Source organism: Prochlorococcus marinus XMU1419 (assembly GCF_017695955.1).
GTDB classification, from domain to species: Bacteria; Cyanobacteriota; Cyanobacteriia; order PCC-6307; family Cyanobiaceae; genus Prochlorococcus_A; species Prochlorococcus_A marinus_AD.
On the sequence record NZ_JAAORO010000001.1, the window covers coordinates 444815 to 471001 of the forward strand.

Consider the following 26187-nt stretch of genomic DNA (forward strand, 5'->3'; position numbering starts at 1 on the left):
GTTTGGATTGTAAATAATTAATTTTTAGGAAATCATGATCGAAATCAAGATCTTCTTAGATAACTCTCTATTAATAAGCGTTTTCAAGCATTAGAAAAATTCATTTTATTTTATTTATATTTCGAAAAAATCATCCTCGTCCTCAAAAAAATCTACATTTATGTCGTTCAAATTAAGATCTATCATTACTGGGGCATGATCACTTGGACGTAAATTCCCCCTAGGTGAACAGTCTATGACACAACTTTTAAGTTTTGATGACAGTTCTTGACTGATGAATATATGGTCTATTCTCCAACCTTTATTTAATTCATATGCGTTGTTACGGTAATCCCACCAACTCCAATGGCCAGTATTTTTTTCAAATATTCTGAAAGAATCTATTAATCTTTCTTTCAGAACATTATCAAGCGCATTTCTTTCAATCTCGGATGCCATTATTCCTCCTTCATATTTCTTTGGATCATGAATATCTAATTTAGATGGAGCAACATTAAAATCACCTACAAGGCATATTAATGCCCCTTTTTTTTCTTGCTCATCTAAAAATGAAGCTAAACAACTTAACCAACTAATCTTATATTCAAATTTATCAGATTCAAGTGAAGATCCATTTGGAACATAGACATTTACAATCTTAATACCATTAATGTCAGCAGAAATTAATCTTTTCTGATCTTGGAAAATTTCTGAATTTTGATCAGAGTCACCGATAGAACCATAAAATCCTTTTTGAACATTGTCCCCCTTTATTTTTGAAATAATTGCAACACCATTGTATGATTTTTGTCCGTAAACCTCCACTGAGTATCCTAAATTTTCAAAAGGTTCAAATGGGAAACTATCATCAATTACTTTTGTTTCCTGCAAACATAGAATATCTGGATTGACTTGATTAATCCAATCTATAATTTGAGAGAGTCTAGTTCTAATAGAGTTAACATTCCAAGTTGCTATTAACAAATTTCTACTTAATTATGTAAAATTAAATTAGCAAGAATTTCTTACATTAAAGAATTTTGAAATTAAATAAAATGAAAATTTATTTTTGCAAAAAAATTTTTAAACCAATACCTTTAATTATTATTTTAATTTCCTTAATTTCCTTTAAAGGTAATTCTTTAAGTGCTGAATATCTTTTAGAAGAAAAGAAAATCGATTATTCAACTAAAACAGAAAATGATAGCTCTGTTATTCCAACTAATCCATTTGAAATTGTTGAAATGATTAGAAGATATAATAGCTTGAGTGAAGCGACTAATCCCTCTGATGCAATAGACGATGCTTTAAAGTCATTTAATGGATTGGAGGAATAATAAGAAAATAATAATGAAAACTCGTCATTTAAAAATTTTAATATGTTAAAAAATCCTATCCCTAAAGTTACTAATAATAAGCAGTTCAGAGCAATTGGTATAGTTAACGGTATATTTGTTCCACATGATAATAAGCAAATAAATAGAGGCTTTTTAACTGACAATAAAGGTGAAAAAATTGAAACAGTTGTACTAGGAAAAGCACTATCTCTTTTAAAAAAGCATATTGATCTAAAGAAAAGTTATTTTTGGATTGTTTATCCCAAAAATAAAAATACACACAACTTACATTTGCAAGTTGCTGGTATCTGGGAACCTTATCAGCTAAATGATTTTCCAAATAATTCTTCAAAAACAAACTTTGCGAAATTACTGGAGGAATTAGATTTAAAAGATAATTATTTTTCTGTTAGAGGAGAACTAGTTTTTGTGAACATTCAAAAGAAAGAGATAGTAATTAAAATTTGTCCTGCTTCAAAGCTAAAAAATTCAAAAAACAAAAATTTTAAATTAGTCCTAAAAGGAGAACTCTCTCTAGAACTGTTGAATAGTTTTGTAAGCTTAGATGTAGTCAGGAATGGAAATTCTCTAGAATTAATAAGTTATGAAGTTATTGAGAAGAATTTCTCTAAAAATACTTAAAAAGAAAATTTGGGCTCCATTGTAATTTTGAACAATCAAGAAATCTAAGATTTATGGAAGATTTTTATATTGAATGTTCTCCAGGCATCTCTGGAGATATGTTGCTAGGAGCTTTTTATGATTTAGGTGTACCTAAAAAAGTAATTGAAAAACCACTTATTGACCTTGGATTAAAGGATTTATATCATTTAGAGTTTAAAGAATCAAAAAGTTGTTCAATTCGAGGGATCAAGGCGAAGGTTGAAAATATTGAATATAGTCCTATCAAAAGAACTTGGAAAAGTATTAAAGAACTTATTTTAAATGGAAACTTAGAAGAAAAATTAAAGCAAAAAATTGTTGAAGTATTTGAATCTTTAGCGGTTGCAGAAGGAAACGTTCATGGTATCAAGCCTGATGATGTTCATTTTCATGAAATTGGAGCTATTGATTCATTAGTGGATATCATAGGAGTATGTGCTGCACTGAATTACTTAAACCCAAGGAAGGTTTATTGTAATGAACCTATGTTGGGGAGAGGTTTTGTTCAAACTGAACATGGAAAATTATCTGTACCACCTCCTGCTGTAATAGAGTTAATAAGACAAAACAATATTGAGGTTTTATCAAGCTTTGACTCAATAGAGGGTGAACTATCTACACCTACAGGCATTGCTTTACTCTCTAATTTAGTCGACCATCTGAAACCTCCTTCAAAATATTCTATTAACTCTTATGGAGTTGGTATTGGTAATTTACAATTTGTATTTCCTAATTTAGTTAGGGTTTATAAAATATCTTCAATTGAGTATCGTTCTTTAAATCAACAAATTAATCCAAGGTTTGAAGAGATATCTATTCAAGAAGCATGGATTGATGATCAAACACCTGAAGATATAACTAATTTTGTAGAGAAACTGAGAATTGAGGGAGCATACGACGTTTCTTATCAAGCTATCAATATGAAAAAAAATAGAATTGGATTTTCTATTCAAGTAATCTTGCCAATAGATAAAAGAGAGTACTTTAGGCAATTATGGTTTAATTATTCCAATACTATTGGAGTTCGTGAAAGAACTCAATCAAGGTGGATATTACTTAGAAGGAGGGGAGAATGTTCAACAACTTTTGGGAATGTAAAGGTTAAACAGATTTTGAAACCAGATGGATCAATAACTATGAAACCAGAAAATGACGAAGTTTTGAGATTAGAAATAGAGCATAAAATATCAACTGGAGAAATAAGAAAAATAATACAAGAGTCAAGTAAAAAATTTAAAGCATTTGAAAACTGGAAATGAGATTTAATATAAGCAATCAACCATATTGGAAATTTCTTAAAAAGATTAATTTTGGTGGTTTAAAGAGTGTTTTTTTTATTTCAAGCTTGTTATATTTTTGCATCTATTTTGTTCATAACATTAATCAAATTTCTTTTGATTACAATTTAGAAAAAAATGGAATTAATCTATCTTTATCATTTTTATTTTGTGTTTTAAGTATTTACCTTAACGCTTATGCATGGAAATATATAGTTAAATGGTTCGGGAAAGAATTTAAAAGTAAAAATCTAGTATCTTTTTATGTTTTAACCAACATTCTTAAATACGTTCCTGGAGGAATTTGGCATTTTGTTGAAAGATTTAATTTTATAAAAAAAATCAGTAATCCTCAAATCGCTTTGTATTCGACGCTAATAGAGCCTTACTTTATGTTAAGTGGATCTTTTCTGTTAGCATCGCTGGGAGTGATTTTGTCGCCACTTTACTTTTTTTTTATTTTTCCTTTAGTATTTTTAAATAGGAAGCTAATTTATCTTGTATTAAAAAGATTAGGGTCCCTTAAGGGGAAAGTACTCGAAGTTTTGAGGCTTGCAAATTCAAAGGATCAATTTGAAAAGAAAATAAATATAATTTCTTTTTTACCTATCAGAGCGTTATTACTTGAAGTTGGATTTGTTTTATCTAAATTTATTGGATTTTATATTTGTTTAAATACTTTTTATACAGGTGATAATCTTAACATCATTTTTTTATTAGTAATTTTTTCTTTATCATGGTCACTAGGTTTAGTAATCCCAGCAGCTCCAGGGGGAGTTGGGGTTTTTGAAGCTAGTCTCCTTTTATTAGTTGGAAAAAATATTCCACAAAATACAATTTTTATTACATTAATTTACTTTAGGGTTATATCTACCTTAGCTGATTTGTTGTTAAGCTTTCCTTTCTTAATTACGAAACTGTTTAAAAAGAATTAGTTTTTTTCTCTAAACTTGGTATCAATGTTATTGCTGCAATAAGACCAAAAGTCATGATAAGAATGGCTGGTAATATTGCCTCTACCATTCTTTCATCTCCAGCATATTGATATATTCTCACAGATAATGTATCAAAATCGAATGGTCTTAAAATAAATGTTATTGGTAATTCTTTTATCGTATCTACAAAAACTAAAAGTGATCCTACAAATATTGGTCCTTGAAGTAGAGGTAGATGGATTCTTTTGATGATTCCCAGCCAGTTCTCTCCAAGTCCACTTGCCGCTTCATCAATACTAGGTGAAATTCTCTCAAGACTTGAATCAATAGAACCCTTTGAAATAGTAAGAAATCGGACAATATAAGCCCAAATTAGCGAGCAAATAGCAACGAAATTGAATTTTGAAGAAGAAACACTTATTAAAGATAAAGCTAATACCGCGCCTGGAATTGCGTAACCTATTCCCGCAAGATTTGTAATTACTCCAAGTAGAGGGCTTTTATTTGGGCGTCTAGCTAAGGAAATTATTAAGGAGAATAACATCGTTATTAATGCAGTAAAAAGTCCAAGACTAATAGTCCTTAACGATAGGGTAAGTAATTCCATAGATAACCCTTTTTGAATTTGATCGATATTTAACAAAACCCAAAAACATGGAATTCCAAAAGAGAAAATTGGAGGAAATAAGGATATGGTTAGTGCCAAAAAAGCTCTAGTTTTTTTTAATTTCCATACTTGAGAATCTTTTGATGCAGGATTTTCACTCCACCTCCTTGATTTTCTTCTTGAGAATTTTTCAAAAATAATTAAAGAGAAAATAATTAATAAAGCTACCAAAGATAATCCAATAGCATTCCTTGGATTACCTTCAATTATCCAATTTTCAGCTATACCTGTTGAAATACTAGGAATATTTAATAATGCAAATGTCCCTAATTCATTCATGACTTCCATACACATTAAACTTATTCCTGTTATTAGTGCTGGTAACGCCATTGGGATGGCGATTTTAAAGAAGCTTTTCCAAGGCCCAACTCCTAATCCCCTGCTTGCATTAATTTGATTAACTCCAAATTTATTAAAACTTTCGTTTGCGAGAATGAATACATATGGATAAGTAGAAATTGAAAGTATTAGAACCCCCCACCATAAACCTGTTACTTGATACCCAAAAATACTTCCTAAGTCCTGCAAAACAGCGGTTATAAGATATGCTGGAGCAGCTAATGGAACCAGCTGACAAATACGTAGAGCTTTTCTGAACTTAAAATCACAGTTTGAAAGTAACCATCCATTTAAGGTTCCTAAGCCACCTCCAAATAAACTTGTGAGTGCTAAAACTTTTAACGTGCCTAGTACTTCTTCTCCTCCTGCAATACCTAATGAAAAATTTCCGCTTAAAACATATTTAACTCCTTCAATTAGAAAATTGAATATTGGAGTGATTATTAAGATTGCAGCAATAAACGAGGTGATATAAAAAAGTTTTAATTCGCTTATTGTTTGTTTTAATCTTTTAATAAGTATTTTCAAAAATTAATTAAGTCCTACTATGTATTCTTATGTGAATTAAATCTACATGATGAAAGTTGATCTTTAATAGTTTGATGATCTAAGTTTTTGCCAATTAATACTATCTTATTAGATCTTTCTTTTGTCCATTCATCATCATCTAGAGAAAACCTTTTTCCAGATAGGTGAAAAATATGTTTTCTTTCACTTTCCATAAACCATAATATTCCTTTTGCTCTAAATACATTTTGTGATATTTGATTATCTAAGAAATATTGAAATTTCCTCAAAGAAAATGGTTCAGATGTCTCATATGAAACTGATGTAAATCCCTCGATATTATTGATCAAATCGTGCGAATGAGAGGAGTGATCGTGTGAATTCTCTTTTACATTTTTCTTCTCGAATTGAAAAGTATCTGTTTCAAAAATACCAACACTCATTATAGTTTGTAAGCTTACTTCACTATTAGTTGACCTTAAAATCCTAGGCTCTTTTTTTATATTATTTATAAAAGTTTCTACTTTCTTTAATTGTTCTTCTTTCACTAAATCACATTTATTTAGAAGGAGGATATCTCCGTATAAAATTTGAGAATATGCAACACTTGTATTATTTATTTCAAAATCAAAATTTTCCCCATCAATAACAGTGATGATCGAATCTAATCTTACTTTTTCTCTCAGATCACCAGCCGCAAAAGTCATAGCTACTGGTAATGGATCTGCTAGCCCAGTAGTCTCAACAATTAAATAGTCTATTTTCTCAGCTCTTTCTAAAACTTTGGCTACTGTATTTAATAATTCACCATTGATAGAGCAACATATACATCCATTATTTAATTCGATCATATCTTCTGAGCCCTCTATTATTAAGTCATTATCTATTCCGATCTCTCCAAATTCGTTAACCAAAACAGCTGTTTTAATACCAACTTGATTTTTTAAAATATGGTTTAAAAGTGTAGTTTTGCCAGATCCTAAAAATCCACTAATAATCGTAACAGGTAATAACTTTTTAGACATTTTGAGTATTTAAAAAAACAAGTTTGTAAATTTATTGATCGAAAATTTTGTTTATTTCTGAGGCTAATGTTTGATCCAGATTTGTAACACCTCCCAAATCATGCGTATATAATTTTATTAATACTTTTGCATAAACATTTTCCCAGTTAGGATGATGGTTATATTTTTCACACATTAAAGCAACCTTAGTCATAAAAGCGAAAGCTTCAATAAAATTTGAGAAATTAAATTCTCTTTGGATTTGTGTAGGTTTAATTTCCCAGCCAGGTATTTTGAAAACTAATTCATTCAATTCTCCATCCTGCAAAAGGTAGGGTTCCATTAAAAAACTAATATCATTTATCACATTATAAATATCTTATATTTTGTCACCAATTATATGTACATTTATAATTCTTTCCTTTTGATCAAATCTATGTTCCCATAAATAAACTGCTTGCCATGTACCAAGAATTATTTTGCTGTCTTGAAAACTTAAAGACAAACAAGTGTTTGTTAGGGATGTTTTAATATGTGCTGGCATATCGTCGGAACCCTCTTGATAATGCTTATATGATATTTCTTCTCTTTCTTTTGTTAGGGTTAAGTAGGAATCATAAGGAACTATAGATTGCATATATTTTTTTAGATCCCTTAGTACGTTTGGATCTGCGTTTTCATTAATAGTTAAGCTGCAACTAGTGTGAAGTGAGGTTAAATTAAGGATACCAGAATGAAAATTATTTTTTTTAATATAAAAATTTAAATCATTTGTGATATCTATAAAACCTTCACCGTGGGTTATGAATTTTAATTTTGAAAATACTTGTTCCATATAATTTAAAACTTAGTTAATCAATATCCTATTATGGATAAAGATGTATGGTTTTATGCAGACATTAAAATTTTTATCTTAAAATAAATGTAATTAAGATTTAAATTTTGGCTGAAACTCAATGGAATAAGCTGGGTGCTTATCTTAAAGAAACACAAATATTAGGTTCAATCCAAAATTCACTTTATTGGGATCAAAATACTGGTATGCCTAAGAAAGGAGCTTCTTGGAGGTCTGAACAACTTACTTATATTGCAAAAGTATTGCATAAAAGAAATTCTTCAGAGGAATTTTCTAACTTAATTCAATCTGCTAAAAAAGAACTATTAGATATTGAACGAAATTCCGATAATCAACTTTTTATTCAAGATAAAGAAAGGAATATTAATCTTTTATTGAAGGAATTTAATAGAGAAAGAAATTTAGATCCTAAATTAGTTGAGTCTTTGGCAAAGGCAAAATCTAAAGGGTATGAAAGCTGGCAAGAAGCTAAGAAAAAATCCGATTTTAAAATTTTTCTTCCATTCTTTGAAGAATTAGTCAAATTGCGCATTGAAGAGGCAAAACAAATATCTGATCAATATTCTCACTGGGAGACATTAGCTCAACCCTTTGAACCTGAACTAACTTTGAAATGGCTAAATAAAATGTTTCAACCATTGAAAGAAACTATCCCAGACTTGATAAGAGGAATTAAAAAGTCAAAAAAAAGTCATTGGGATTTAAGTCCAGAATCTCAACAAAATTTATGTTCTAAATTACTTGATGAGTTTGGGAGAGATAAAGATCTTGTCGTTGTTGATAAATCTCCTCATCCTTTCTCGATTACATTAGGACCTAATGATTTTAGAATTACTACAAGAATTGTTGAAGGTGAACCATTATCAAGTTTTCTAGCAACTGCACATGAGTGGGGACATTCAATTTATGAGCAGGGTTTGCCATCTCAAAGTCATCAATGGTTTGCTTGGCCTTTAGGTCAAGCAACTTCTATGGGAATTCATGAAAGTCAATCTTTATTTTGGGAAAATAGAATAGTCAAATCCAAATCTTTTTCAAAAAGATTTTTTAAAAAATTTGTTTCGGCTGGATGTTCTCTAAATAATTATTTAGAGCTCTGGAAGTCCATTAATCATTTGGAAGCAGGCTTAAATAGGGTTGAAGCAGATGAGTTAACTTATGGCTTACATATATTAATAAGAACCGAACTTGAAATAGATTTAATAGAGGGAGGGTTACCTGCTGAAGATATCCCAACAGAATGGAATAAAAGATATCATGATCTCTTAGGAATAAAACCATCTAATGATTCAGAAGGTTGTCTTCAAGATGTTCATTGGAGTGAAGGAGCGTTTGGATATTTCCCCTCATATTTGTTAGGGCATCTTATAAGCGCACAAATTTCAAATCAAATGGAGAGAGACGTTGGGTTGATTGATAACTTAGTTGAAAATGGTGAATATCAAAAAATCATCTTCTGGTTAAAAAATAATATACACAAATATGGCAGATCAGTAAATTCTATGGAGTTGGTTAGATCTGTAACTAATGAAGAACTGTCTCCTAAGTATTTTATTAACCATTTAAGGTCTAAATTAGATGATTTTTGCTAAAACATTACTTTTAAAGAATTTGGTTGGGTATGAGGATGTAAGATAAACAAAAATAATTTCTTGATGGCAAATCTTAATCAACCTCCAAGTAGGGTTACACCAAATCTATTACATATACTAAATGCTTTCACTGATAGCTCAAATTCAATAGTTAATACTATTGTTGAATTGAATTCTAATACCATAAATAAATATGAATTAATTACAGAAACGGGTCATCTTAAACTTGACAGAGTGGGTTATTCCTCACTTGCGTATCCATTCGCTTATGGATGTATACCAAGAACTTGGGATGAAGATGGCGATCCACTTGATATAGAAATTGTTGGAGTAACTGAGCCATTGATTCCTGGATCTATTGTCGAGGCAAGGATTATTGGGGTGATGAAATTTGATGATGGTGGAGAAGTAGATGATAAGGTAATTGCAGTTCTGGCAGACGATAAAAGAATGGACCATATCTCAAGTTTTGAAGACCTTGGAGAGCATTGGTTAAAAGAAACTAAGTATTATTGGGAACACTACAAAGATCTAAAAAAACCAGGAACATGTACTGTTAATGGTTTTTTTGGGATAAAAGAAGCTGTTGAAGTAATAAAAGATTGTGAAGATAGATATACAAAAGAAATTGATCCTATGCTAATACACTAACTAATTATCTAATTTTAGTTTTCTCTAAATTGTTCAAATATTTCGTTCAGTATTTCTTCGGCACCTTGGAGCTTTAGTCTTTTAGCGAGTTCTTTGCCTACTTCTTCAGGATCATTAATATTGCCGATATATTCATCTTTAATTAGCCTTTCTCCATCGAGAGATGCAACCATTCCAGTAAGGCAAAGTTGTTCATTTTGAATTTTACTATTCACACCTATTGGGACCTGACATCCCCCTTCTAGCTCTCTTAAAAATGATCTCTCTGCTAAGCATCTTTGACTAGTGGGTTTATCTTCTAAGACATTTATAATTTCTAAAACCTTTTTATCATCAGATTTACATTCAATACCCAGTGCTCCTTGACCAACAGCATGAAGGGAAATTTCATCTGGAATAATCTGATGGATTCTTGATTCAAAGCCTAATCTCTTTAATCCAGCTGCAGCAAGAATTATGCAATCAAATTCTTCTGCATCTAATTTTTCTAGCCTTGTAATAACATTTCCCCTTATATCTTTAAATACAAGATGTGGATATTTATTTCTTAATTGTGCAAGTCTTCTAAGAGAGCTTGTTCCAACAATTGAACCTGCTGGTAAAGTTTCTAATTTATAACAATTATTTTTTTTGTTTACTACTAATGCATCAGCAGGGTCTTCTCTTTTTGTTATACATCCTAATGTAAGGCCACTGGGTAAATTTGTTGGTAAATCTTTTAGAGAATGTACTGCTATATCTGCACGGCCGACAAGCATTTGTGATTCAAGTTCTTTTGTAAATAAGCCTTTGTCACCGATTTTTGCTAATGCTACATCAAGGATTTTGTCACCTTGAGTTGCCATTGCCTCAACTAGTACCTCTAAATTAGGAATATTCTTTTCTAGTTGATCTTTAACCCATAATGTTTGAACCATTGCTAGTTTACTTCTTCTACTAGCTATTTTCAGCTTAAATTTAGTCATTAAATATTATTTTGAATTTGAATAAAATTACGTCGAATTTATTTTAAGCTATTCTTTTGCAAGTTTCTAAAGCTGAAAATTATATTTAACTTTTTTTATTTTATATATTCTTTTAAAACCCCATTTCGATTTGGATGTCTCAGCTTTCTAAGAGCTTTTGCTTCTATTTGTCTGATTCTTTCTCTTGTTACATCAAATATCTGTCCAATTTCTTCGAGAGTTTTCATTCTTCCGTCATCAATTCCATATCTCAACCTAAGCACATCTCTTTCTCTTGGACTTAAAGTCGCTAAAACGCCTTCTAAATCTTCTCTTAATAAAGTTTTAGAAACATCTTGCTCTGGATTTTCTATATCAGCCTCTATAAAGTCTCCAAGTCTTGAGTCTTCTTCTTTACCTATTGGAGTCTCTAAAGAAATAGGTAGCTGGGCACTTTTAGCTATGAATCTTAATTTTTCAATTGTCATTTCCATACTCTCAGCTATTTCTTCTTCGCTAGGTTTTCTCCCAAATTCTTGGCTAAGAACCTTTGTGGTTTTTTTAATTCTAGAAATTGTCTCATATAAGTGAACAGGCAGTCTAATAGTCCTACTTTGGTCTGCTATTGCTCTAGTAATAGCTTGGCGAATCCACCAAGTAGCATAAGTAGAGAATTTATAACCTTTTTCATGGTCAAATTTTTCCGCTGCCCTGATAAGACCTAAACTTCCTTCTTGTATTAAATCTTGAAATGATAATCCTCTATTCATATATTTTTTTGCTATCGAAACAACTAATCTTAAATTTGATTGAACCATTTTTTCTTTTGCTCTTCTTCCTAAAAGAAGTCTTCTTCTGAATTTTGGAAGAGGCATATCTATTAATTCAGCCCATTCTCTTACTGAAGGGAAATGGCCTTTTTCTGATTCATATTGAGTTGCTAGTTCTTCAAGTTGGAGTAAGTCGGCGATTTTTCGTGCAAGTTCAATTTCTTCATCTGGTCTTAATAGCCTAATTCTGCCAATTTCTTGTAAATAAACTCTTATTGAATCTTCTGTGTATATACCTTTAGGGCCAAGCTTTATGTTCCCAAGGCCTTTATCTTCATCATCAGAATCACTAAATTCACTATTAGTTTCTATTTCGCTTTCGCTTGAATTAGAGGATGTCTGCAAATTTTGGCTAATGATATTACTTTCTTCTTCAACTTCTCTTTCAAGATTGGTATTAATTTTTTTATTAATCTTTTTTTTTGAGCTTGGCTTGGAATTCTTTGATTCTGCTGCTACTGGACACATGATTAACTCCTTTCTACGGTGAATTTAACTAGATAAAATTTTATTTAGGGCTAATTTGTACATTTAGTAGTAAATTTACCCTTTCTTTGTAAAAGAACTTTTCAGGATTTTTAAAAAAAAGTTTTTTTAAAATTGTTGAAAAATTTAAATAGTGCTATAGATTACCTAAAGTAAAAAGTCTTGGGATTTCTCAGACAGGCAGATCATTTTTTGAATTTTCAGTCATGATCAAAGCTTCATGTCTCCCTTAAGAGCAGGATACTTACATTGTGCAAAAAAACACTTTGTGGAATGTTCAACAATCCAATACTAAGAAAAAGTTTTGAAGCCGGCAAGTAATCAGTTATTAAATATCTCCTATAAATTGGAAATTTTGCTTGATGTAGGTAGTAGTAATGAAAGCTTTTATTATTTAGATGGAAATAATCTTGGGGCAGAAGTTGGAGATATTGTAACTGTGAGACTAAGAGGGAGATTATTAAATGGGTTGGTGATCTCCAAAAAAAACTTTTCGACAATCAATAATGATGAAGTAAATATTACCGAAGGAAAAAGTATAAGATATTTGTCTGTTGAGAGTATTTTGCAGAAAAAAATAATTGATGACTCTTGGAGAGAATTGATAGAGTCCCTGGCCTCTTTTTATATGGTTAGTAATTTAAAAATGTTTAAAACTGCATTTCCTCCTGGCTGGATTGGTAAATATAAAAATTTTTCTAAAGGTTTAAAAGAGCAAATTTGGATTGAAACTAAAAAAGAATTTGATATTAAGAAAAATAGATTAACCAAAAAACAATTTTTTTTAATGAATACTTTGCCTGAAAAAGGTAATTGGCAAAGTGAATTAATAAAGTCTGGTTTTAATTACACTCTAATCAACTCAATGGTCAGTAAAAAATACCTTGTTAAATCTAAAAGAATAAAAAATATAAATATTAAGTTAAATTCCTTTTTAAATGATCATATTGCAACGAAAAAACCAAATCTTACTAATGAACAAAAAATTGCATTTCACGAATTTCAAACAATGAAACCAGGAGATGTTTTACTTCTATGGGGCGAAACAGGTTCTGGTAAAACAGAAGTTTATATGAGAATTGCAGAAGATCAATTTCTTAAGAAAAAAAGTTGTTTGATACTAGCCCCAGAAATCGGACTAATTCCTCAACTTATTGATAGGTTTAGTCGTCGATTTAATAATGTCGTTTACGAATATCATAGTAATTGTTCTCCCAATCATAGAACTGAGGTTTGGAAGAAAATTAATAATGCTAATGAACCTGTAATAGTAATAGGAACAAGGTCCGCAGTTTTTCTTCCAATGAAAAATCTAGGATTACTAATCATGGATGAAGAACATGATGCTTCTTATAAACAAGATAGTCCTATGCCTTGTTATGACGCAAGAGAGATCGCTATTGAAGTAGTAAAAAGGAATTCTGCAAAGTTAATTTTTGGGAGTGCAACTCCATCAATGAAGACTTGGAAAAAATGTATTTTTGACAAGAATTTTAAATTGGTAAGAATGATTAAAAGGATATCTAGTAATGAGATTCCTGAAATAAAAATTGTTGATATGCGCGATGAGTTTAAGAAAGGAAATATGAAAATTTTTTCTAATGAATTATTACAAATACTTCCTCAACTACGCTTAAAAAAAGAGCAGGCAATAATTTTGATTCCTAGGAGGGGGCACAGTGGTTTTTTAAGTTGTAGAAATTGCGGATATTTAATAAATTGCCCTAACTGCGACGTTCCTTTATCTGTGCATCTTGGTTCACAAGGAAAAAAATGGCTAAGCTGTCATTGGTGTGATCATAAATCTAGATTGATCAATCGATGCCCAGATTGTCATTCAACTGCCTTTAAACCTTTTGGAATAGGTACACAAAGGGTAATAGAGTTTTTAAATGAAGAATTTCCAGACTTAAGAGTACTTCGCTTCGATAGAGATACAACCTCAGGGAAAGATGGTCATAGAGAGATTCTTTCAAAGTTTTCTAAAGGTGATGCTGATATTCTTGTGGGAACTCAAATGTTGGCAAAAGGTATTGATATACCAAATATTACTCTTTCAGTAGTTATTGCAGCAGATGGGTTGCTTCATCGCCCAGATATTTCTGCAGAAGAAAAATCATTACAGTTGTTTTTGCAATTAGCTGGCAGGGCTGGCAGGGCTCAAAAAAAAGGAAAAGTAATTTTTCAAACATATAAACCTAACCACCCGGTTATTTTCTATCTTCAGAAAAGAGATTATGAAGGATTCTTAAGTGAAAACTCGAAATTGAGAAAAGATTCTAATTTATTTCCATTTTGCACTATTTGCCTTCTTAAATTATCAGGTGAAAATTATGAATTAACTGAGTCAATTGCAATAAAATTAGCAAAATATCTACTCAATTTTTGTGAGAAAAAGAACTGGAAATTAATTGGTCCTGCACCTAGTTTAATTGCTAAAGTCGGTAAAAAATTTAGATGGCAGATATTAATACATGGTCCTGAAGGAACAAAGATACCTTTACCTGATAGATCAATATTATGGAAACTTATTCCAAAAAATGTTTTTTTAACTATAGATGTTAATCCAGCAGAATTGTAATTACTTTGATGGTAGTTGAGGTAAATCTGAACCTAATTTAAATCTATAGAATCTTAATAAATAAGCAAATATTATAGTTATTAAAATAATAGATGTCCCAATCAAAAGTTTGTTGAGGCTCCAGAAAGAAAATTCAAGACTATTTATCTGCCCTTGATTTAAATTCCAAATTATTAGATTTTTTGTGATTTCTAAATTTGAATTATTTTTATCGGTAAGTGTAGCTTTATTAGGGTGAATAATTTTGAAAATGAGTTCTAAATTGTCAATACCTTGAATAGAATTTAGATCCAAATCTAATCTGTAAAAGTATTTTTTAAAAAAAATGAAGTTTTTTTGAGTAGTATTAATTTCTATATTTGTTGATTCTCCCGCTAACTCTCCAGCTGTATTTTGGGTGATTTTAAGAACTTGTTTTGTATCTTCTAAATTGAGATTTTTATGTTTCAAAGAAAAGGTTGATTCGCCTTGTTCAATTTCTGCGTCAGGAAAAATATCTTTCATCTTCTTTTCAAATTTTATTTGCCAAGGAAATTTCTTTATATATTTACTTTCTATCACTAAATTATTGGTTATTGAATCAAGTTCACTAAGATCAAGGGTATCCTCAACTTTAACGCAGCCACTTAAAAGTGGAATTAATAATAATAGTATTAAAAAAATTATCAATGAAAAGCCTTTCTGAAAAGGTTTTGTTTCACCAGTTGGATTCTCAGTTACATTAATAAACTTTTTTTTCTTCAAAACTTCTCTTTTTTTGCGCAGTGAGTTAAGAGATTTTTTATTGAGTGATGGGTTGCTTTCAAACTGTACATTCCAATTTTCTGGCTTTTTAATGTCAGGAGAGTCTATAACTTCCATCAAATATTTTGCATTTTCTCTCGTCTTACTATCGTAAGATTTTAGAAGTTCTTTACAAAACCTTTTAGCCTCCTCCTTTTTATTGATACCACAAAGAGCAGTAATTAAGATTGTTCTTAAATTTACTCCCTCTTTGCTTGATAAAGGAAACGATTCGATTATGGGCAAAAGAAATTCAATACAATAATGATATTCACCTTTAGATAAAGCAAGTTCTACTTTTTCTAAAACTTGCTCATAAGTTTTCATGGGTTAGGCGACTATCATTGTACCTATTCCTGAATTTGTAAAAATCTCAAGAAGTAATGAATGTTCTATTCTTCCATCAATTATGTGAGCTGCTTTGACTCCTTGTGCTAAAGCTCTTATACAGCATTCTGTCTTTGGAATCATACCTTCAGTCACAATTTTTTTCTCAATAAAATCTCTTGCCTCTTTGAGATTCGTTTTTTCAACAAGACTATTTTTGTTATCTTTTTCTTTTAAAATCCCTTGAGTATCAGTAAGAAGAATAAGTTTTTCTGCATTTATTGCAGCAGCAATTTCTCCAGCAACAAAATCTGCATTAATGTTATGGGAAATACCCTCCAAGGTTGATCCAATACTAGAAATAATTGGGATATATCCTTTAGAAATAAGAGGATCTAATATTTCGGGATTGATTTTTGTAACCTCTCCCACCAACCCATGGCTTCCATCTCCTAGTTCTCTAGATTGAATTAAGTTCCCATCAAGACCTGATATTCCAACAGCCAAGGATCCAGTTTTATTAATGCCTTTTACAATTTGTTTGTTAACTCTACCCATTAGAACCATCTCGACAATTTCCATTGTTTTTTGATCAGTAATTCTTAATCCATCTTCGAATTTAGGAGATATTTCTAATTTTTTTAACCAATTATTAATCTCAGGTCCACCTCCATGAATTACTATCGGACAAACCCCCACGGTTGATAAAAGGGCTATGTCTCTAAAAAAAGCATTTTTTAAATCATCATCCTCCATAACCGAACCACCATACTTGATAACAATTTTTCTACCTGAAAAACTTTGTATGTATGGAAGTGCTTCGCTTAATATTGATACTCTTTGAGAATCATTCATTATTAGAAATCATTAAAACTAGATAGAAATGAGAAATTAGTTTTTTTCAAATATATCCCTATATTCAATAAAAGAGAATAAAATCAAATTCTTTTTTATTATCGTCGATAATAAATTCTGATTCAAGACCTTTGACGAAAAACCTGTTTAATCTTTCTTGCTTTTCAATCCATTTTTCTAAAGGAACAGCATTTAATTCGAAACGCATTCTGAGACCATTTTTTTCTTCTTTTGTAATTTCTTCAATTTCTTTTAATTGAGGAGGATTATCCTCGTCCCACAAATTTAAAGATTCTAATGACGATTCAAGATGAGCTTTTATCCCATATCTCCACCTTGTAACATCTTTAACTAGTGCTGTTAGTTCTTTTGGTCTATTAAATTTATTTGTCGCAAAATTTGTCTTGTCAAACAACTCTACAGGAGGTATTTCAGAAGTCTTTAAACCTAATCCAATTAGAAAAATAGGTACTCCATAAAAAAAAGTAGGTACACTTAAATTTACTGAGTCTGTAAAATAAGCAGTCATTCCAACAAAAGCTAATATACCCCCAGCGGTTACTATAAAGTTTCCAGGCGATAGGTATTTCTTCATTTTGATTTAGTAGAATGAGTTTGAATGGTCTAACAAGTATTATGCAAGATCCTAACACTGCAAATCAAGGAGATTTAATTTTTAAACTTGATCAAGATAGAGCATGGCTATTAGAAAATCTTGATAAGGGTAAATGGGCAGAAATCAGAAGCGAACTTGCTGCACTTGAAAGGAAAATAAGCAAATTAATTATAAGTGTTCAAGAAAATAATGTTGATATTTGATTTAAAAAGGTATTTCGTCAACTTCGGGTACTAAAGGTGAACTATCCCAACTGGAATTTTTGGTGCTTTCTTTATTTTCAAATGACTTATTTTTTTCTTTTTGATCAGACTTAATAACGCCAACTGGCGATATTTTATGAATCTTTGAAGCTGTTAATTCTGGTTGCTTTTCTTTCGTTCCATCTTTTCTAGTGACAGAATTCATCTTTAGACGTCCCTCAATAACGATATTTTGCCCCTCCTTTAGTTCATCTACCATCTCTTGGGCAATATTTCCCCATCCTATGATCTTGAGATCTCTAGTTGGATCTTCACTACGTAATCCTTTAAAATTAACAATCATTTCTGCAATTGGAGTTTGGTTTTCTTTGGTATACCTCATTTGGGGAGCGCTATTAATGACCGCCTGAATTAAACAATGATTCATTACTTACTATTTAATTAAAGACATACTGATGCAGAATCAAGGAAATTGCTATAAAAATGTTTGGATCCTATCAGGAACTTCGGATGGGCCTGTAATAGCTAATAGGCTTCTTCAACTTAATTATTCAGTGTTTGCAAGTGTTTTAACTTATAGAGCAGGGCAAGCTTATATTGAAAATCCAAAGTTACATATCATTACGGGTAAATTAAATAATAAAGATCAAATAATTAATTTCATAAATAAAAATAAAATCACATGCGTTGTCGATGCTACTCATTCGTTTGCCGTGATAATTTCTAGAAATCTTAATAATGCATGTAAAGAGATTAATATACCTCTCTTACAATTTGAGAGGAAATCTCTAATAAATAACACTAATAATTTTTTTTACATTGATGATTTAAAGGATATAAATAACGTTGATCTAGAAAATAAGAATATTCTACTTGCAATAGGATCAAGATTCCTTAATGATACAGCTAATTATTATATGAATTGTAAAGCAAATGTATTTACAAGGGTACTTCCAACTTATGAGAGTATTACTAAATCTTTTGGATCATGTATTGAAAATTCAAACATTGCAATACTGGAACCGAGTAAAAATAATAAAAGCATTTTAGAAAAAAAACTTTGCGATTTTTGGGAAATAGATTATGTTCTATGCAGAGAATCTGGAAGTTATTCTCAGAAAAACTGGGAGAGTATAGTCTCGGGAACTAAAATGAAGTTATTTTTGGTTAAAAGGCCGAAAGTTAAAAATGATTATTCTTACTCTTTTAATCAATACCACAATTTGATAAATCACATAATTAAAAAATATTGATGTTTTATTAATTATGGAAGTATTAGTTATGATCACAACTGAATCAAGCAAAGCAAATGCTTTGCGAATGGCTAAATTACTTATACAAAATAAACTTGCAGCTTGTGTTTCGATAAAGCAAAATTTTTCAATTTATAAGTGGGATGATGATATTGAAGAAACTAAAGAGTTTGAAATCACAATAAAAAGTAAACTAAAATTTAAAGATCATTTAATTGAATTCTTAAATAAAAATTCCACATATGATGTCCCTCAAATTATTTACAATAAATACCATGCTGAGATGAAATATTATGATTGGTTGAACAAGACTATTTGATTGAATTTATTTTATCAACTCTTTAAGATCAATATTTGATCTTGATCCTAATTGCGTAATTATTTCTCCAGCACAAATTGAAGCTATCTCTCCGCATTTTTTGAGGGAACAATTGTTTATTAATCCATGGATAAATCCTCCCGCATAGATATCTCCCGCTCCAGTAGTATCAATAATCTTGCCTCTCGTTTTTGACTCAATTATTTCAACGTTATTTTTATTAACTATAAGAGAACCATTACTTCCAAGAGTTACTATGACTAATTCACATAAGGAAGATAGGTCTTCTTGGCAGCTTGCTAATTTATCATTTTTACATAGACTTAACACCTCAGATTCATTACAAAAAACGATATCTACATATTCATCAATTAATTCCAAGAAACTCTCACGATGTCTATCTACACAAAATGAATCAGACAATGAAAGGATTATTTTTGTATTAGATTGTTTTGCTATTTTGGCTGCTTTAATAAAAGCATTTTTAGCTAATTCGCTGTCCCATAAATACCCTTCTAAATATAAGTATTTACTTTCCTTAATTACATTAAAGTCAATGTCTTCTGGTTCAAACTCAATAGATGCTCCTAGGTAAGTGCACATAGTTCTTTGTGCATCAGGTGTAATCAAAATGATTGAATGTGCTGTTGAAGCACCTTCAATAGTTGGTGGAGTATTAAATATAGTTTTACTTTGTTTAATATCTTCAGAAAAGAAATTCCCAAGTTGATCATTTTTCACCCTTCCAATAAATTGAACATGATTACCTAATTCTGCTAAACAAACAACGGTATTTGCAGAGGACCCCCCTGATATTTGTTTGATCACTTTGCAATTTTCTAACAATCTCTGAGATTCATCAGAATTAATTAGATTCATTGATCCTTTATCCAGATTATTTATCTCAATAAACTCATCTTCAATATTTACAATAATATCTACTATTGCGTTGCCCAGACCAATGAGATCAAAAGTTTTATTATGTTCAAAATGTCTAAAGGATTCATTCATTAATTTTGAAAGAATTACCTTAAAAGTGCTCTTTTAGGACCATGAATTGGGTCTTCAATTACTATAGTTTGATCTCTGTTCGCCCCTAACGAGACAATGGCAATTGGAACCTCCATTAATTCAGCTAAAAATCTTAGATAATTCATAGCGTTCTCTGGGAGATCAGATAGTTTTCTACAATCTGCAGTTGAACATTGCCAACCTTTTAATTTTTTGAAGATTGGCTTACATTTTTTTAAGTCATCTGAATTTGTAGGAAAGTAGTCTATTTCCTCTCCATCGAGATCATATGCAATGCAAACTTGAATCTCATCTAATTCATCTAAAACATCAAGTTTAGTAACGGCTAAACAATCAAGACCATTTACAGATACAGCATATTTACCAATAACTCCATCAAACCAGCCACATCTTCTCCTTCTCCCAGTAGTGGTTCCAAATTCACTACCTCTATCACAGAGTTGATCATTTATACTCCCTTGCAATTCTGTTGGGAATGGCCCTTCACCTACTCTTGTGGTATAAGCTTTTGCGACACCTATGACTCTATCAATTAAAGTGGGACCCACTCCAGCGCCAATACATGCCCCTCCCGATATAGGGTTTGATGAGGTAACAAAAGGATATGTCCCATGATCTAAGTCAAGTAAAGTCCCTTGAGCACCTTCGAAAAGAATATTCTTCTTGTTTTTTGAGGCTTCATGGATAGTCCTCGTGCAGTCAACAACATGCTTTGATAATCTTTCCCCATAGTCAAGATATTCTTCAACAATGTCTTCTAATTTAAGCGGTTTTATACCATAGATTTTTTCTAGTAAACCGTTTTTTTCTCTTAATGGAATTTTGATTACATCACTTAGCCTTTCCTTATTAAGCAGGTCTCTTATCCTAATACCATTTCTTTGTGACTTATCCGCATAAGTTGGGCCAATCCCACGACCTGTTGTACCTATTTTGTTTGAACCTCTATCAGCCTCCATCGCTTCATCTAATATTCGGTGGTAGGGCATTGTTACATGGGATGTTGATGAAATTTTCAATCCTGAGATATCAATTCCATTATCAATTAACATATCAATTTCTTTAAGCAAGATTTTTGGATCTACAACAGTTCCAGACCCAATTAGACAAGAAGTATTTTTATAAAGTATCCCTGAGGGGATTAAATGTAATTTTAAGACTTTATCATCTACGACTATGGTATGACCCGCATTTACTCCCCCTTGGTAGCGAACGACAACATCTGCCGAACGACTAAGTAAATCAGTTATTTTACCTTTTCCTTCGTCACCCCATTGGGCTCCGATTACAACAACATTGGCCAATTTTAGAAGAGCATTATTTTTGTGCGAATATTTAATATATTCAAAAATCTTGGTTTACTTTTAAAAAGTAAATGAATTGTATCAACTTTCTCTTAGAACCATTTTTTCAGCAAGAGAAAATTCTTTGGTTAAACGCTCTTTAAGTTTATCTGGTAAAGGTCTACTTGCAAAGTTTTTGTAATGACCTGCCATAGCATTTAATGCTGTTTGCATGGTGGTGAATGATTGCGTTTTATTTACCATCCCTCTATTTCTGTATCTGGAAATATAGTCAGTTATGAGAATAAGAGCCTCACTTCTTACTTCATCTTTATCTGGAGAATCTTTTGGAGTATCAACAGCTGTTTGTAATGTTTTGACAACTGAAATTGTATCCTTTGTATAATCTCCTGTCATAGAGGTTTTTGCAGCTATGGAAGGGGAACTAAATAGTGTACAAACAACAATTAAGGATATTGCAAAAGATATGACTTTGGTAAGATTCTTAAAAAATTTTGATGTCCATTTCAGTAACATAACTTAGCTCCCAAAAAAATATGCCTTAAGACTTTTTATTGTACATTATTTCAGATTCGGAAATAAATGTTTCCAACAATTTATCAGTATTAATTTTAGATTTAGTATTATTTTTTCTGCATAAAAATTCTACTTCTTTATTAATAGAATCTCTTCCAATAATTATCTGAAAAGGAATACCAATTAATTCCGCATCTTTAAATTTCACTCCAGCTCTATCATTTCTATCATCAAGAAGAACATCAATTTTATTAATTAAAAAGTTGTTATAGATTTGCTCAGTAAGATCACTTTGAATAGGATCTTTTAGGTTTGTTGGAATAATAATAACTTCAAAAGGAGAAATCTGGATAGGCCAACAAATTCCTTTTTGGTCATAATTCTGTTCAATAGCAGCTTGAGCTATTCTCGTCACTCCTATTCCGTAACAACCCATCCATAAATTTTTTAACTGACCATCCTTATCAGAGAACTTTGCATTTAATTTTTCACTATATTTTTGCCCTAGTTGGAAAATATGTCCAATCTCGATACCTTTTTTTTCTTTAAGTTCTTCATTATCATCAATACTTATTTTATCTCCTTTTTTTGCATTTCTTATATCCCCAATTAGATAGTCTTTCGAAGCAAAAGAAAATTCTTGAAAAACTTTATGAAAATTAACTTTATTCCCACCACTTATAAACTTTGAAAGGCCACTTGCAGAATGGTCAATTATTCTTGTCCATTTTTTATCCCAATTAGAAGTAGCTTTAATAGTCTTATTATCTAAATCTGGCCCGATAAAACCTAAGGGAAAATCAATTAGATTTTTTTCGATATTATTTTTGTCTTCAATCTTTTTAAGATTAAGGAGATTGAAATTATGAAGTTTATTGATTAAGTTGAAAAGCTTTACTTCATTAATATGTTGATCGCCTCTTATGCATGCAAGAATTGGGACCTCAAATTTACCTTCGAACTGTGCAAGGAATACTACTACCTTAATAATCTGACTAGGTTCTAAATTATTATTATCGCAAATTTCGATGATTGTTTTTTGTTGAGGTGTTTCTATTAACCCTGAAATACCATCTTTGAGTGGAATAGGTTGAGAGGGTAGAGAAACAGCTTTTTCAATATTTGCAGCATAAGAACCACTTTGAGTAAACAAAATGGAATCTTCCCCAGCATCAGCAGTGATCATGAATTCTTTAGAGGAAGCACCGCCAATTGCTCCACTATCAGCTTCAACTCCTACAGTCTGCAGTCCACAAGATTTAAAAATATTTTCATAAGCATTGCCCACCTTTTCATAGAAAGAAGCCAGATCGTTTTCTGAAGAATGAAAAGAATAACCATCTTTCATTATAAATTCTCTACTTCTCATCAACCCAAACCTTGGCCTTATCTCATCTCTAAATTTTGTCTGAATTTGATAAAAACATTGAGGTAATTGCTTATAGGACTTGATGATCTCTGATGCAATACTTGTGATCACCTCTTCGTGAGTTGGAGCTAAACCAAATTCTTTACCTTGTCTATCTTTGAGATTAAACATTATTCCTTCTCCTGCAGTATATCCTTCCCACCTTTCACTTTTTCTCCATAAATCTGCAGGATGAAGTTGAGGTAATAGTAATTTTGTACAACCAATACTATTAAGTTCTCTCTCTATTATTGAGGATATTTTTTCAATAACTCTAAGCATTAATGGCATGTATGCATAAATACCGCTGTTAACTCTGCGAATATAACCAGCTTTTAAAAGTAATTGATGTGAAATAATCTCTGCTTCAGAAGGTGTGTCACGAAGTGTCCCCAGAGGAAATGAGGTTGTCACGCGCATACAAAAAAATCCTTAATGATACTTAATTTTATCAATTAAGATGAAAAAAGAATTTAAAGTGTCTTGAGTCCCTAAACGCGGCTAGTCTAAAAATATTCTTTCTGCTAACTTCTTCAGTAATGAAGTTCTAAATCTTTTAAAAGTTCATTATGACTAAAACATTTTCTTAAGCTTATGGAAAATATAGATTCCAATATTTCTAGCGAAGAGGAATTAGTAGGTATTGATGAAGTTCAAAAATTCCTAAACAGATCAAGAGCTTCTGTCTATAGGTATACAAATACAGATTTAAGAAATCTAAACCCTAGCTTTAATCCAAGAAAGTTAAATCCCGAATTTAGAACTGATCAAAAAGATCCTTTAAAATTTCATCCTAATGAAGTAGCGCGATTTGCTAAAGATATTTTAAGAATTAAGGAAGTTACTGTAGAGGTCTTTAATACACCTTCTTCAGCAGCTCAAAATATACTGGTGCAAATATTAGATGAACTAAAATCTATTAGGTCTTTGCTTGAAAAAGATTAATTAAAAAGTTCCCAATCAATGTTTTGATTTATTGACATTTTGATTGTAGGATAATGATGTTTAATTATCTCCTTAATCTTTACCAATTAAGAGTTCTTGAGTTACACGAAATCAAAGCAGTTTACTCAAAGTAAATCAAGCGAAGAATCTTCTCTTGGTTCTGCTCGAAGTGATTTTGAAAGAGATGATGATGACCCCTTAAGTATAAGGAGTTTATCAATAACATTTTTAGGTATTATTTTTGCTTTTTTGACAATTTTTTTACCTTCAATAAGCATTCTAATTGGCAGACCTTTATCTCAAGGAAAAGAGATAATTCATAATCACGATTTTAAAAAAGATGGACCTTAGTTCAATACCTCCATCTCCAATGAAGGGAATAGTAAATATTGTTGTTGAAATACCTGCAGGGAGTAGGAATAAATATGAATATTGCTCTGATGCAGGAATAATGGCTTTGGACAGAGTATTGCATTCTTCAGTTAGATACCCTTTTGATTATGGTTTTATCCCAAATACCCTTGCTGATGATGGAGCTCCTCTTGATGCAATGGTGATAATGGATGAGCCTACTTTTGCTGGTTGTCTAATAAAAGCAAGACCTATTGGAGTATTGGATATGCATGATTGCGGAGCATATGATGGAAAACTTTTATGTGTACCTATGGCTAATCCTAGACAGGCTAATATATTGAGTATTAATCAAATTGCTCCTAATCAGCTTGAGGATGTTGCTGAATTTTTTAGAACAAGTAAAGGACTTGATGGAAGAACAGTTCAAATTGATGGTTGGAGAGATTTTGATGTGGTTGAAAATTTATTGAAAAGTTGCATCCCCCTAAAAAAGAAAAACTTTAAAGTACTTAAGAAATCAAACATTAGTAAATTAAATTGAAAAAAATAATTTTTTATAGTTATTTAAAATGCTCTACTTGCCGAAAAGCTGCAATATGGCTTGAAAGCAAAAATTTCGAATTCCAATTAATTGATATTGTAAAAGAACCACCACTTGTTAATTATTTAAATCTGGCCCTAGAACAATACTCTGATGATAAGAAAAGGATTTTTAATACCAGAGGTAAAGCCTTTAAAACTATTAATCTTGATATTTATAGTTTATCAAGGGAAGAAATTATTAAACTTCTTTCAAGTGATGGCAAATTGATTAAAAGACCATTTTTGATTTACGAAGAAAAAAAAGTAATATTAGGTTTTAACGAAATTGAATATTCAAAAAATTTATATAAGTTTAAAAAATCAAGACTTTATTAATTTTATGCCTGCTTCTATTAAAAGTTTTTTAAAAGAATGGGGTCTACTAGTTCTATTGACTTTCTTCGTTTCTTCTTGTAGATCATTTTTTGCAGAACCACGTTATATACCATCTGGTTCAATGCTCCCAGAATTACAAATAAACGATAGATTAATTATTGAAAAATTTTCGCTAAGAAACTCTTTACCAAAAAGAGGAGATATTGTTGTTTTTAACTCACCTTACTCATTTGACGAAAAACTAATTTCATCAAGATCTAAGCCTTTACCAAAAAAAACATATTGTTTTTTTATGAGTTTCCCCCCAATGTCTTTTATTCCTGGTTTGAGGGATCAAGCTTGCGATGCATATATTAAAAGAGTGGTTGCACTTCCAGGAGAAATTGTAAGTGTAAACACTAAGGGTGAATTAATAATAAATAATAGATTAATTCCTGAACCTTATGTCTCTTATAAATGTCCATTTTCTGTATTTAATAAATGTGGTAAATTTGAAAACATAAAAGTTCCAGAAGATCATTTTTTGGTTTTAGGCGATAATAGGTCAAATAGCTGGGATGGAAGATATTGGCCTGGAAGTAAATTTCTTCATAAAAAGGAGATAATTGGTAAAGCATATTTCAGATTTTGGCCTCTTAGTCAAGTTGGCTTTTTCAATGATTAAAGCCTTTTTTACTCTGGCTTCATTAGAGTAGGTTTTTAAAAA

Annotated in this window: 30 protein-coding genes; 15 read left to right on the forward strand and 15 right to left on the reverse strand. The window is 30.9% G+C overall.

The genetic code is table 11. The features are described 5' to 3' along the window. Positions 1-114: 114 nt before the first annotated feature. Positions 115-963 carry an exodeoxyribonuclease III gene (xth, locus tag HA151_RS02550; RefSeq protein WP_209105946.1) on the reverse strand — a complete coding sequence of 283 codons (849 nt, stop codon included), beginning with the start codon at positions 961-963 and terminating at the stop codon, positions 115-117. A gap of 71 nt (positions 964-1034) precedes the next feature. On the opposite strand from xth, the gene HA151_RS02555 reads away from it, so the two are divergent. From HA151_RS02555 to HA151_RS02570, 4 genes are read left to right on the forward strand one after another with little or no spacing between them, the layout of a single operon-like run. Then, positions 1035-1316: a hypothetical protein gene (locus HA151_RS02555; protein WP_209105947.1), complete on the forward strand. Its 282-nt coding sequence runs from the start codon at positions 1035-1037 to the stop codon at positions 1314-1316. Positions 1317-1358: 42 nt separating this feature from the next. Beyond that, positions 1359-1958, forward strand: coding sequence for a hypothetical protein (locus HA151_RS02560; protein ID WP_209105948.1), 600 nt, complete (start codon positions 1359-1361; stop codon positions 1956-1958). Positions 1959-2011: 53 nt separating this feature from the next. After that, positions 2012-3238 carry a nickel pincer cofactor biosynthesis protein LarC gene (gene larC / locus HA151_RS02565; RefSeq protein ID WP_209105949.1) on the forward strand — a complete coding sequence of 409 codons (1227 nt, stop codon included), beginning with the start codon at positions 2012-2014 and terminating at the stop codon, positions 3236-3238. Continuing rightward, complete coding sequence (locus HA151_RS02570) at positions 3235-4191, forward strand: lysylphosphatidylglycerol synthase domain-containing protein (RefSeq protein WP_209105950.1); 957 nt, start codon at positions 3235-3237, stop codon at positions 4189-4191. The genes larC and HA151_RS02570 overlap by 4 nt, the downstream gene beginning before the upstream one ends. Here HA151_RS02570 and HA151_RS02575 read toward each other — a convergent pair. The 4 genes from HA151_RS02575 to HA151_RS02590 are packed head-to-tail and all read right to left on the reverse strand — an operon-like array spanning position 4178 to position 7543. Next, the gene (locus tag HA151_RS02575) at positions 4178-5725 is read right to left on the reverse strand and encodes an ABC transporter permease (protein ID WP_209105951.1); all 1548 of its coding nucleotides are present in this window, start codon (positions 5723-5725) and stop codon (positions 4178-4180) included. The genes HA151_RS02570 and HA151_RS02575 overlap by 14 nt on opposite strands. Positions 5726-5742: 17 nt before the next feature. Further along, positions 5743-6729: a CobW family GTP-binding protein gene (locus tag HA151_RS02580; protein ID WP_209105952.1), complete on the reverse strand. Its 987-nt coding sequence runs from the start codon at positions 6727-6729 to the stop codon at positions 5743-5745. A 31-nt stretch (positions 6730-6760) separates the two neighbouring features. Then, complete coding sequence (locus HA151_RS02585; RefSeq protein WP_209105953.1) at positions 6761-7051, reverse strand: 4a-hydroxytetrahydrobiopterin dehydratase; 291 nt, start codon at positions 7049-7051, stop codon at positions 6761-6763. 36 nt (positions 7052-7087) lie between these two features. Further along, a complete protein-coding gene (locus tag HA151_RS02590) occupies positions 7088-7543 on the reverse strand; it encodes a secondary thiamine-phosphate synthase enzyme YjbQ (protein WP_209105954.1) in 456 nt (151 codons plus the stop codon). Between the two features lie 107 nt (positions 7544-7650). On the opposite strand from HA151_RS02590, the gene HA151_RS02595 reads away from it, so the two are divergent. Further along, on the forward strand, positions 7651-9156 hold the full coding sequence (locus HA151_RS02595; RefSeq protein WP_209105955.1) for a carboxypeptidase M32: 1506 nt from the start codon (positions 7651-7653) through the stop codon (positions 9154-9156). A 63-nt stretch (positions 9157-9219) separates the two neighbouring features. After that, positions 9220-9807, forward strand: a complete 588-nt coding sequence (locus HA151_RS02600; RefSeq protein ID WP_209105956.1) for an inorganic diphosphatase — start codon at positions 9220-9222, stop codon at positions 9805-9807. Positions 9808-9821: 14 nt separating this feature from the next. Here HA151_RS02600 and hemC read toward each other — a convergent pair whose 3' ends face one another. Both hemC and rpoD read right to left on the reverse strand, forming a co-directional pair. Beyond that, positions 9822-10772 (reverse strand): hydroxymethylbilane synthase, encoded by a 951-nt coding sequence (hemC, locus tag HA151_RS02605; RefSeq protein WP_209105957.1) that lies wholly within the window; start codon positions 10770-10772, stop codon positions 9822-9824. Positions 10773-10867: 95 nt separating this feature from the next. Continuing rightward, complete coding sequence (rpoD, locus tag HA151_RS02610; RefSeq protein WP_209105958.1) at positions 10868-12049, reverse strand: RNA polymerase sigma factor RpoD; 1182 nt, start codon at positions 12047-12049, stop codon at positions 10868-10870. A gap of 322 nt (positions 12050-12371) precedes the next feature. Between rpoD and priA the strand changes: the two genes are divergently transcribed. Next, positions 12372-14648, forward strand: a complete 2277-nt coding sequence (priA, locus tag HA151_RS02615) for a replication restart helicase PriA (protein WP_209105959.1) — start codon at positions 12372-12374, stop codon at positions 14646-14648. Here the strand turns inward: priA and HA151_RS02620 are convergent, their stop codons facing one another. From HA151_RS02620 to HA151_RS02630, 3 genes are all read right to left on the reverse strand, one after another. Further along, on the reverse strand, positions 14649-15758 hold the full coding sequence (locus HA151_RS02620; RefSeq protein ID WP_209105960.1) for a DUF3153 domain-containing protein: 1110 nt from the start codon (positions 15756-15758) through the stop codon (positions 14649-14651). 3 nt (positions 15759-15761) lie between these two features. After that, positions 15762-16613 carry an acetylglutamate kinase gene (gene argB, locus HA151_RS02625; protein WP_209105961.1) on the reverse strand — a complete coding sequence of 284 codons (852 nt, stop codon included), beginning with the start codon at positions 16611-16613 and terminating at the stop codon, positions 15762-15764. Between the two features lie 64 nt (positions 16614-16677). Beyond that, positions 16678-17208, reverse strand: coding sequence for a DUF2854 domain-containing protein (locus HA151_RS02630; RefSeq protein ID WP_209105962.1), 531 nt, complete (start codon positions 17206-17208; stop codon positions 16678-16680). A gap of 41 nt (positions 17209-17249) precedes the next feature. Here HA151_RS02630 and HA151_RS02635 point away from each other — a divergent pair, with 41 nt between their 5' ends. Further along, positions 17250-17432 carry a hypothetical protein gene (locus HA151_RS02635; protein WP_209106133.1) on the forward strand — a complete coding sequence of 61 codons (183 nt, stop codon included), beginning with the start codon at positions 17250-17252 and terminating at the stop codon, positions 17430-17432. 1 nt (position 17433) lies between these two features. Here the strand turns inward: HA151_RS02635 and HA151_RS02640 are convergent, their stop codons facing one another. Then, positions 17434-17859 (reverse strand): single-stranded DNA-binding protein, encoded by a 426-nt coding sequence (locus HA151_RS02640; protein WP_209105963.1) that lies wholly within the window; start codon positions 17857-17859, stop codon positions 17434-17436. Between the two features lie 28 nt (positions 17860-17887). Here HA151_RS02640 and HA151_RS02645 point away from each other — a divergent pair, with 28 nt between their 5' ends. Both HA151_RS02645 and cutA read left to right on the forward strand, forming a co-directional pair. Further along, entirely contained in the window at positions 17888-18685 is a 798-nt protein-coding gene (locus HA151_RS02645; RefSeq protein ID WP_209105964.1) for a precorrin-6A/cobalt-precorrin-6A reductase, read from the forward strand. A 13-nt stretch (positions 18686-18698) separates the two neighbouring features. After that, positions 18699-19004, forward strand: a complete 306-nt coding sequence (cutA, locus tag HA151_RS02650) for a divalent-cation tolerance protein CutA (RefSeq protein WP_209105965.1) — start codon at positions 18699-18701, stop codon at positions 19002-19004. 6 nt (positions 19005-19010) lie between these two features. Here the strand turns inward: cutA and HA151_RS02655 are convergent, their stop codons facing one another. From HA151_RS02655 to HA151_RS02670, 4 genes are all read right to left on the reverse strand, one after another. Continuing rightward, a complete protein-coding gene (locus HA151_RS02655) occupies positions 19011-20015 on the reverse strand; it encodes an adenosine kinase (protein WP_209105966.1) in 1005 nt (334 codons plus the stop codon). A 14-nt stretch (positions 20016-20029) separates the two neighbouring features. Then, complete coding sequence (locus tag HA151_RS02660; protein WP_209105967.1) at positions 20030-21340, reverse strand: adenylosuccinate synthase; 1311 nt, start codon at positions 21338-21340, stop codon at positions 20030-20032. Positions 21341-21421: 81 nt separating this feature from the next. Further along, on the reverse strand, positions 21422-21856 hold the full coding sequence (gene psb27, locus HA151_RS02665) for a photosystem II protein Psb27 (protein ID WP_209105968.1): 435 nt from the start codon (positions 21854-21856) through the stop codon (positions 21422-21424). 25 nt (positions 21857-21881) lie between these two features. Next, a complete protein-coding gene (locus tag HA151_RS02670; RefSeq protein ID WP_209105969.1) occupies positions 21882-23684 on the reverse strand; it encodes a proline--tRNA ligase in 1803 nt (600 codons plus the stop codon). 174 nt (positions 23685-23858) lie between these two features. Here HA151_RS02670 and HA151_RS02675 point away from each other — a divergent pair, with 174 nt between their 5' ends. The 5 genes from HA151_RS02675 (at position 23859) to lepB (ending at position 26145) form a co-directional block, all read left to right on the forward strand. Next, a complete protein-coding gene (locus HA151_RS02675; RefSeq protein WP_209105970.1) occupies positions 23859-24209 on the forward strand; it encodes a resolvase in 351 nt (116 codons plus the stop codon). Between the two features lie 96 nt (positions 24210-24305). Further along, complete coding sequence (locus HA151_RS02680; protein ID WP_209105971.1) at positions 24306-24560, forward strand: hypothetical protein; 255 nt, start codon at positions 24306-24308, stop codon at positions 24558-24560. After that, positions 24550-25104 carry an inorganic diphosphatase gene (locus tag HA151_RS02685; protein WP_209105972.1) on the forward strand — a complete coding sequence of 185 codons (555 nt, stop codon included), beginning with the start codon at positions 24550-24552 and terminating at the stop codon, positions 25102-25104. The genes HA151_RS02680 and HA151_RS02685 overlap by 11 nt, the downstream gene beginning before the upstream one ends. Beyond that, positions 25101-25481, forward strand: coding sequence for a Spx/MgsR family RNA polymerase-binding regulatory protein (locus HA151_RS02690; protein ID WP_209105973.1), 381 nt, complete (start codon positions 25101-25103; stop codon positions 25479-25481). The genes HA151_RS02685 and HA151_RS02690 overlap by 4 nt, the downstream gene beginning before the upstream one ends. Positions 25482-25485: 4 nt before the next feature. Further along, positions 25486-26145 (forward strand): signal peptidase I, encoded by a 660-nt coding sequence (gene lepB, locus HA151_RS02695; protein WP_209105974.1) that lies wholly within the window; start codon positions 25486-25488, stop codon positions 26143-26145. Positions 26146-26187 lie beyond the last annotated feature (42 nt).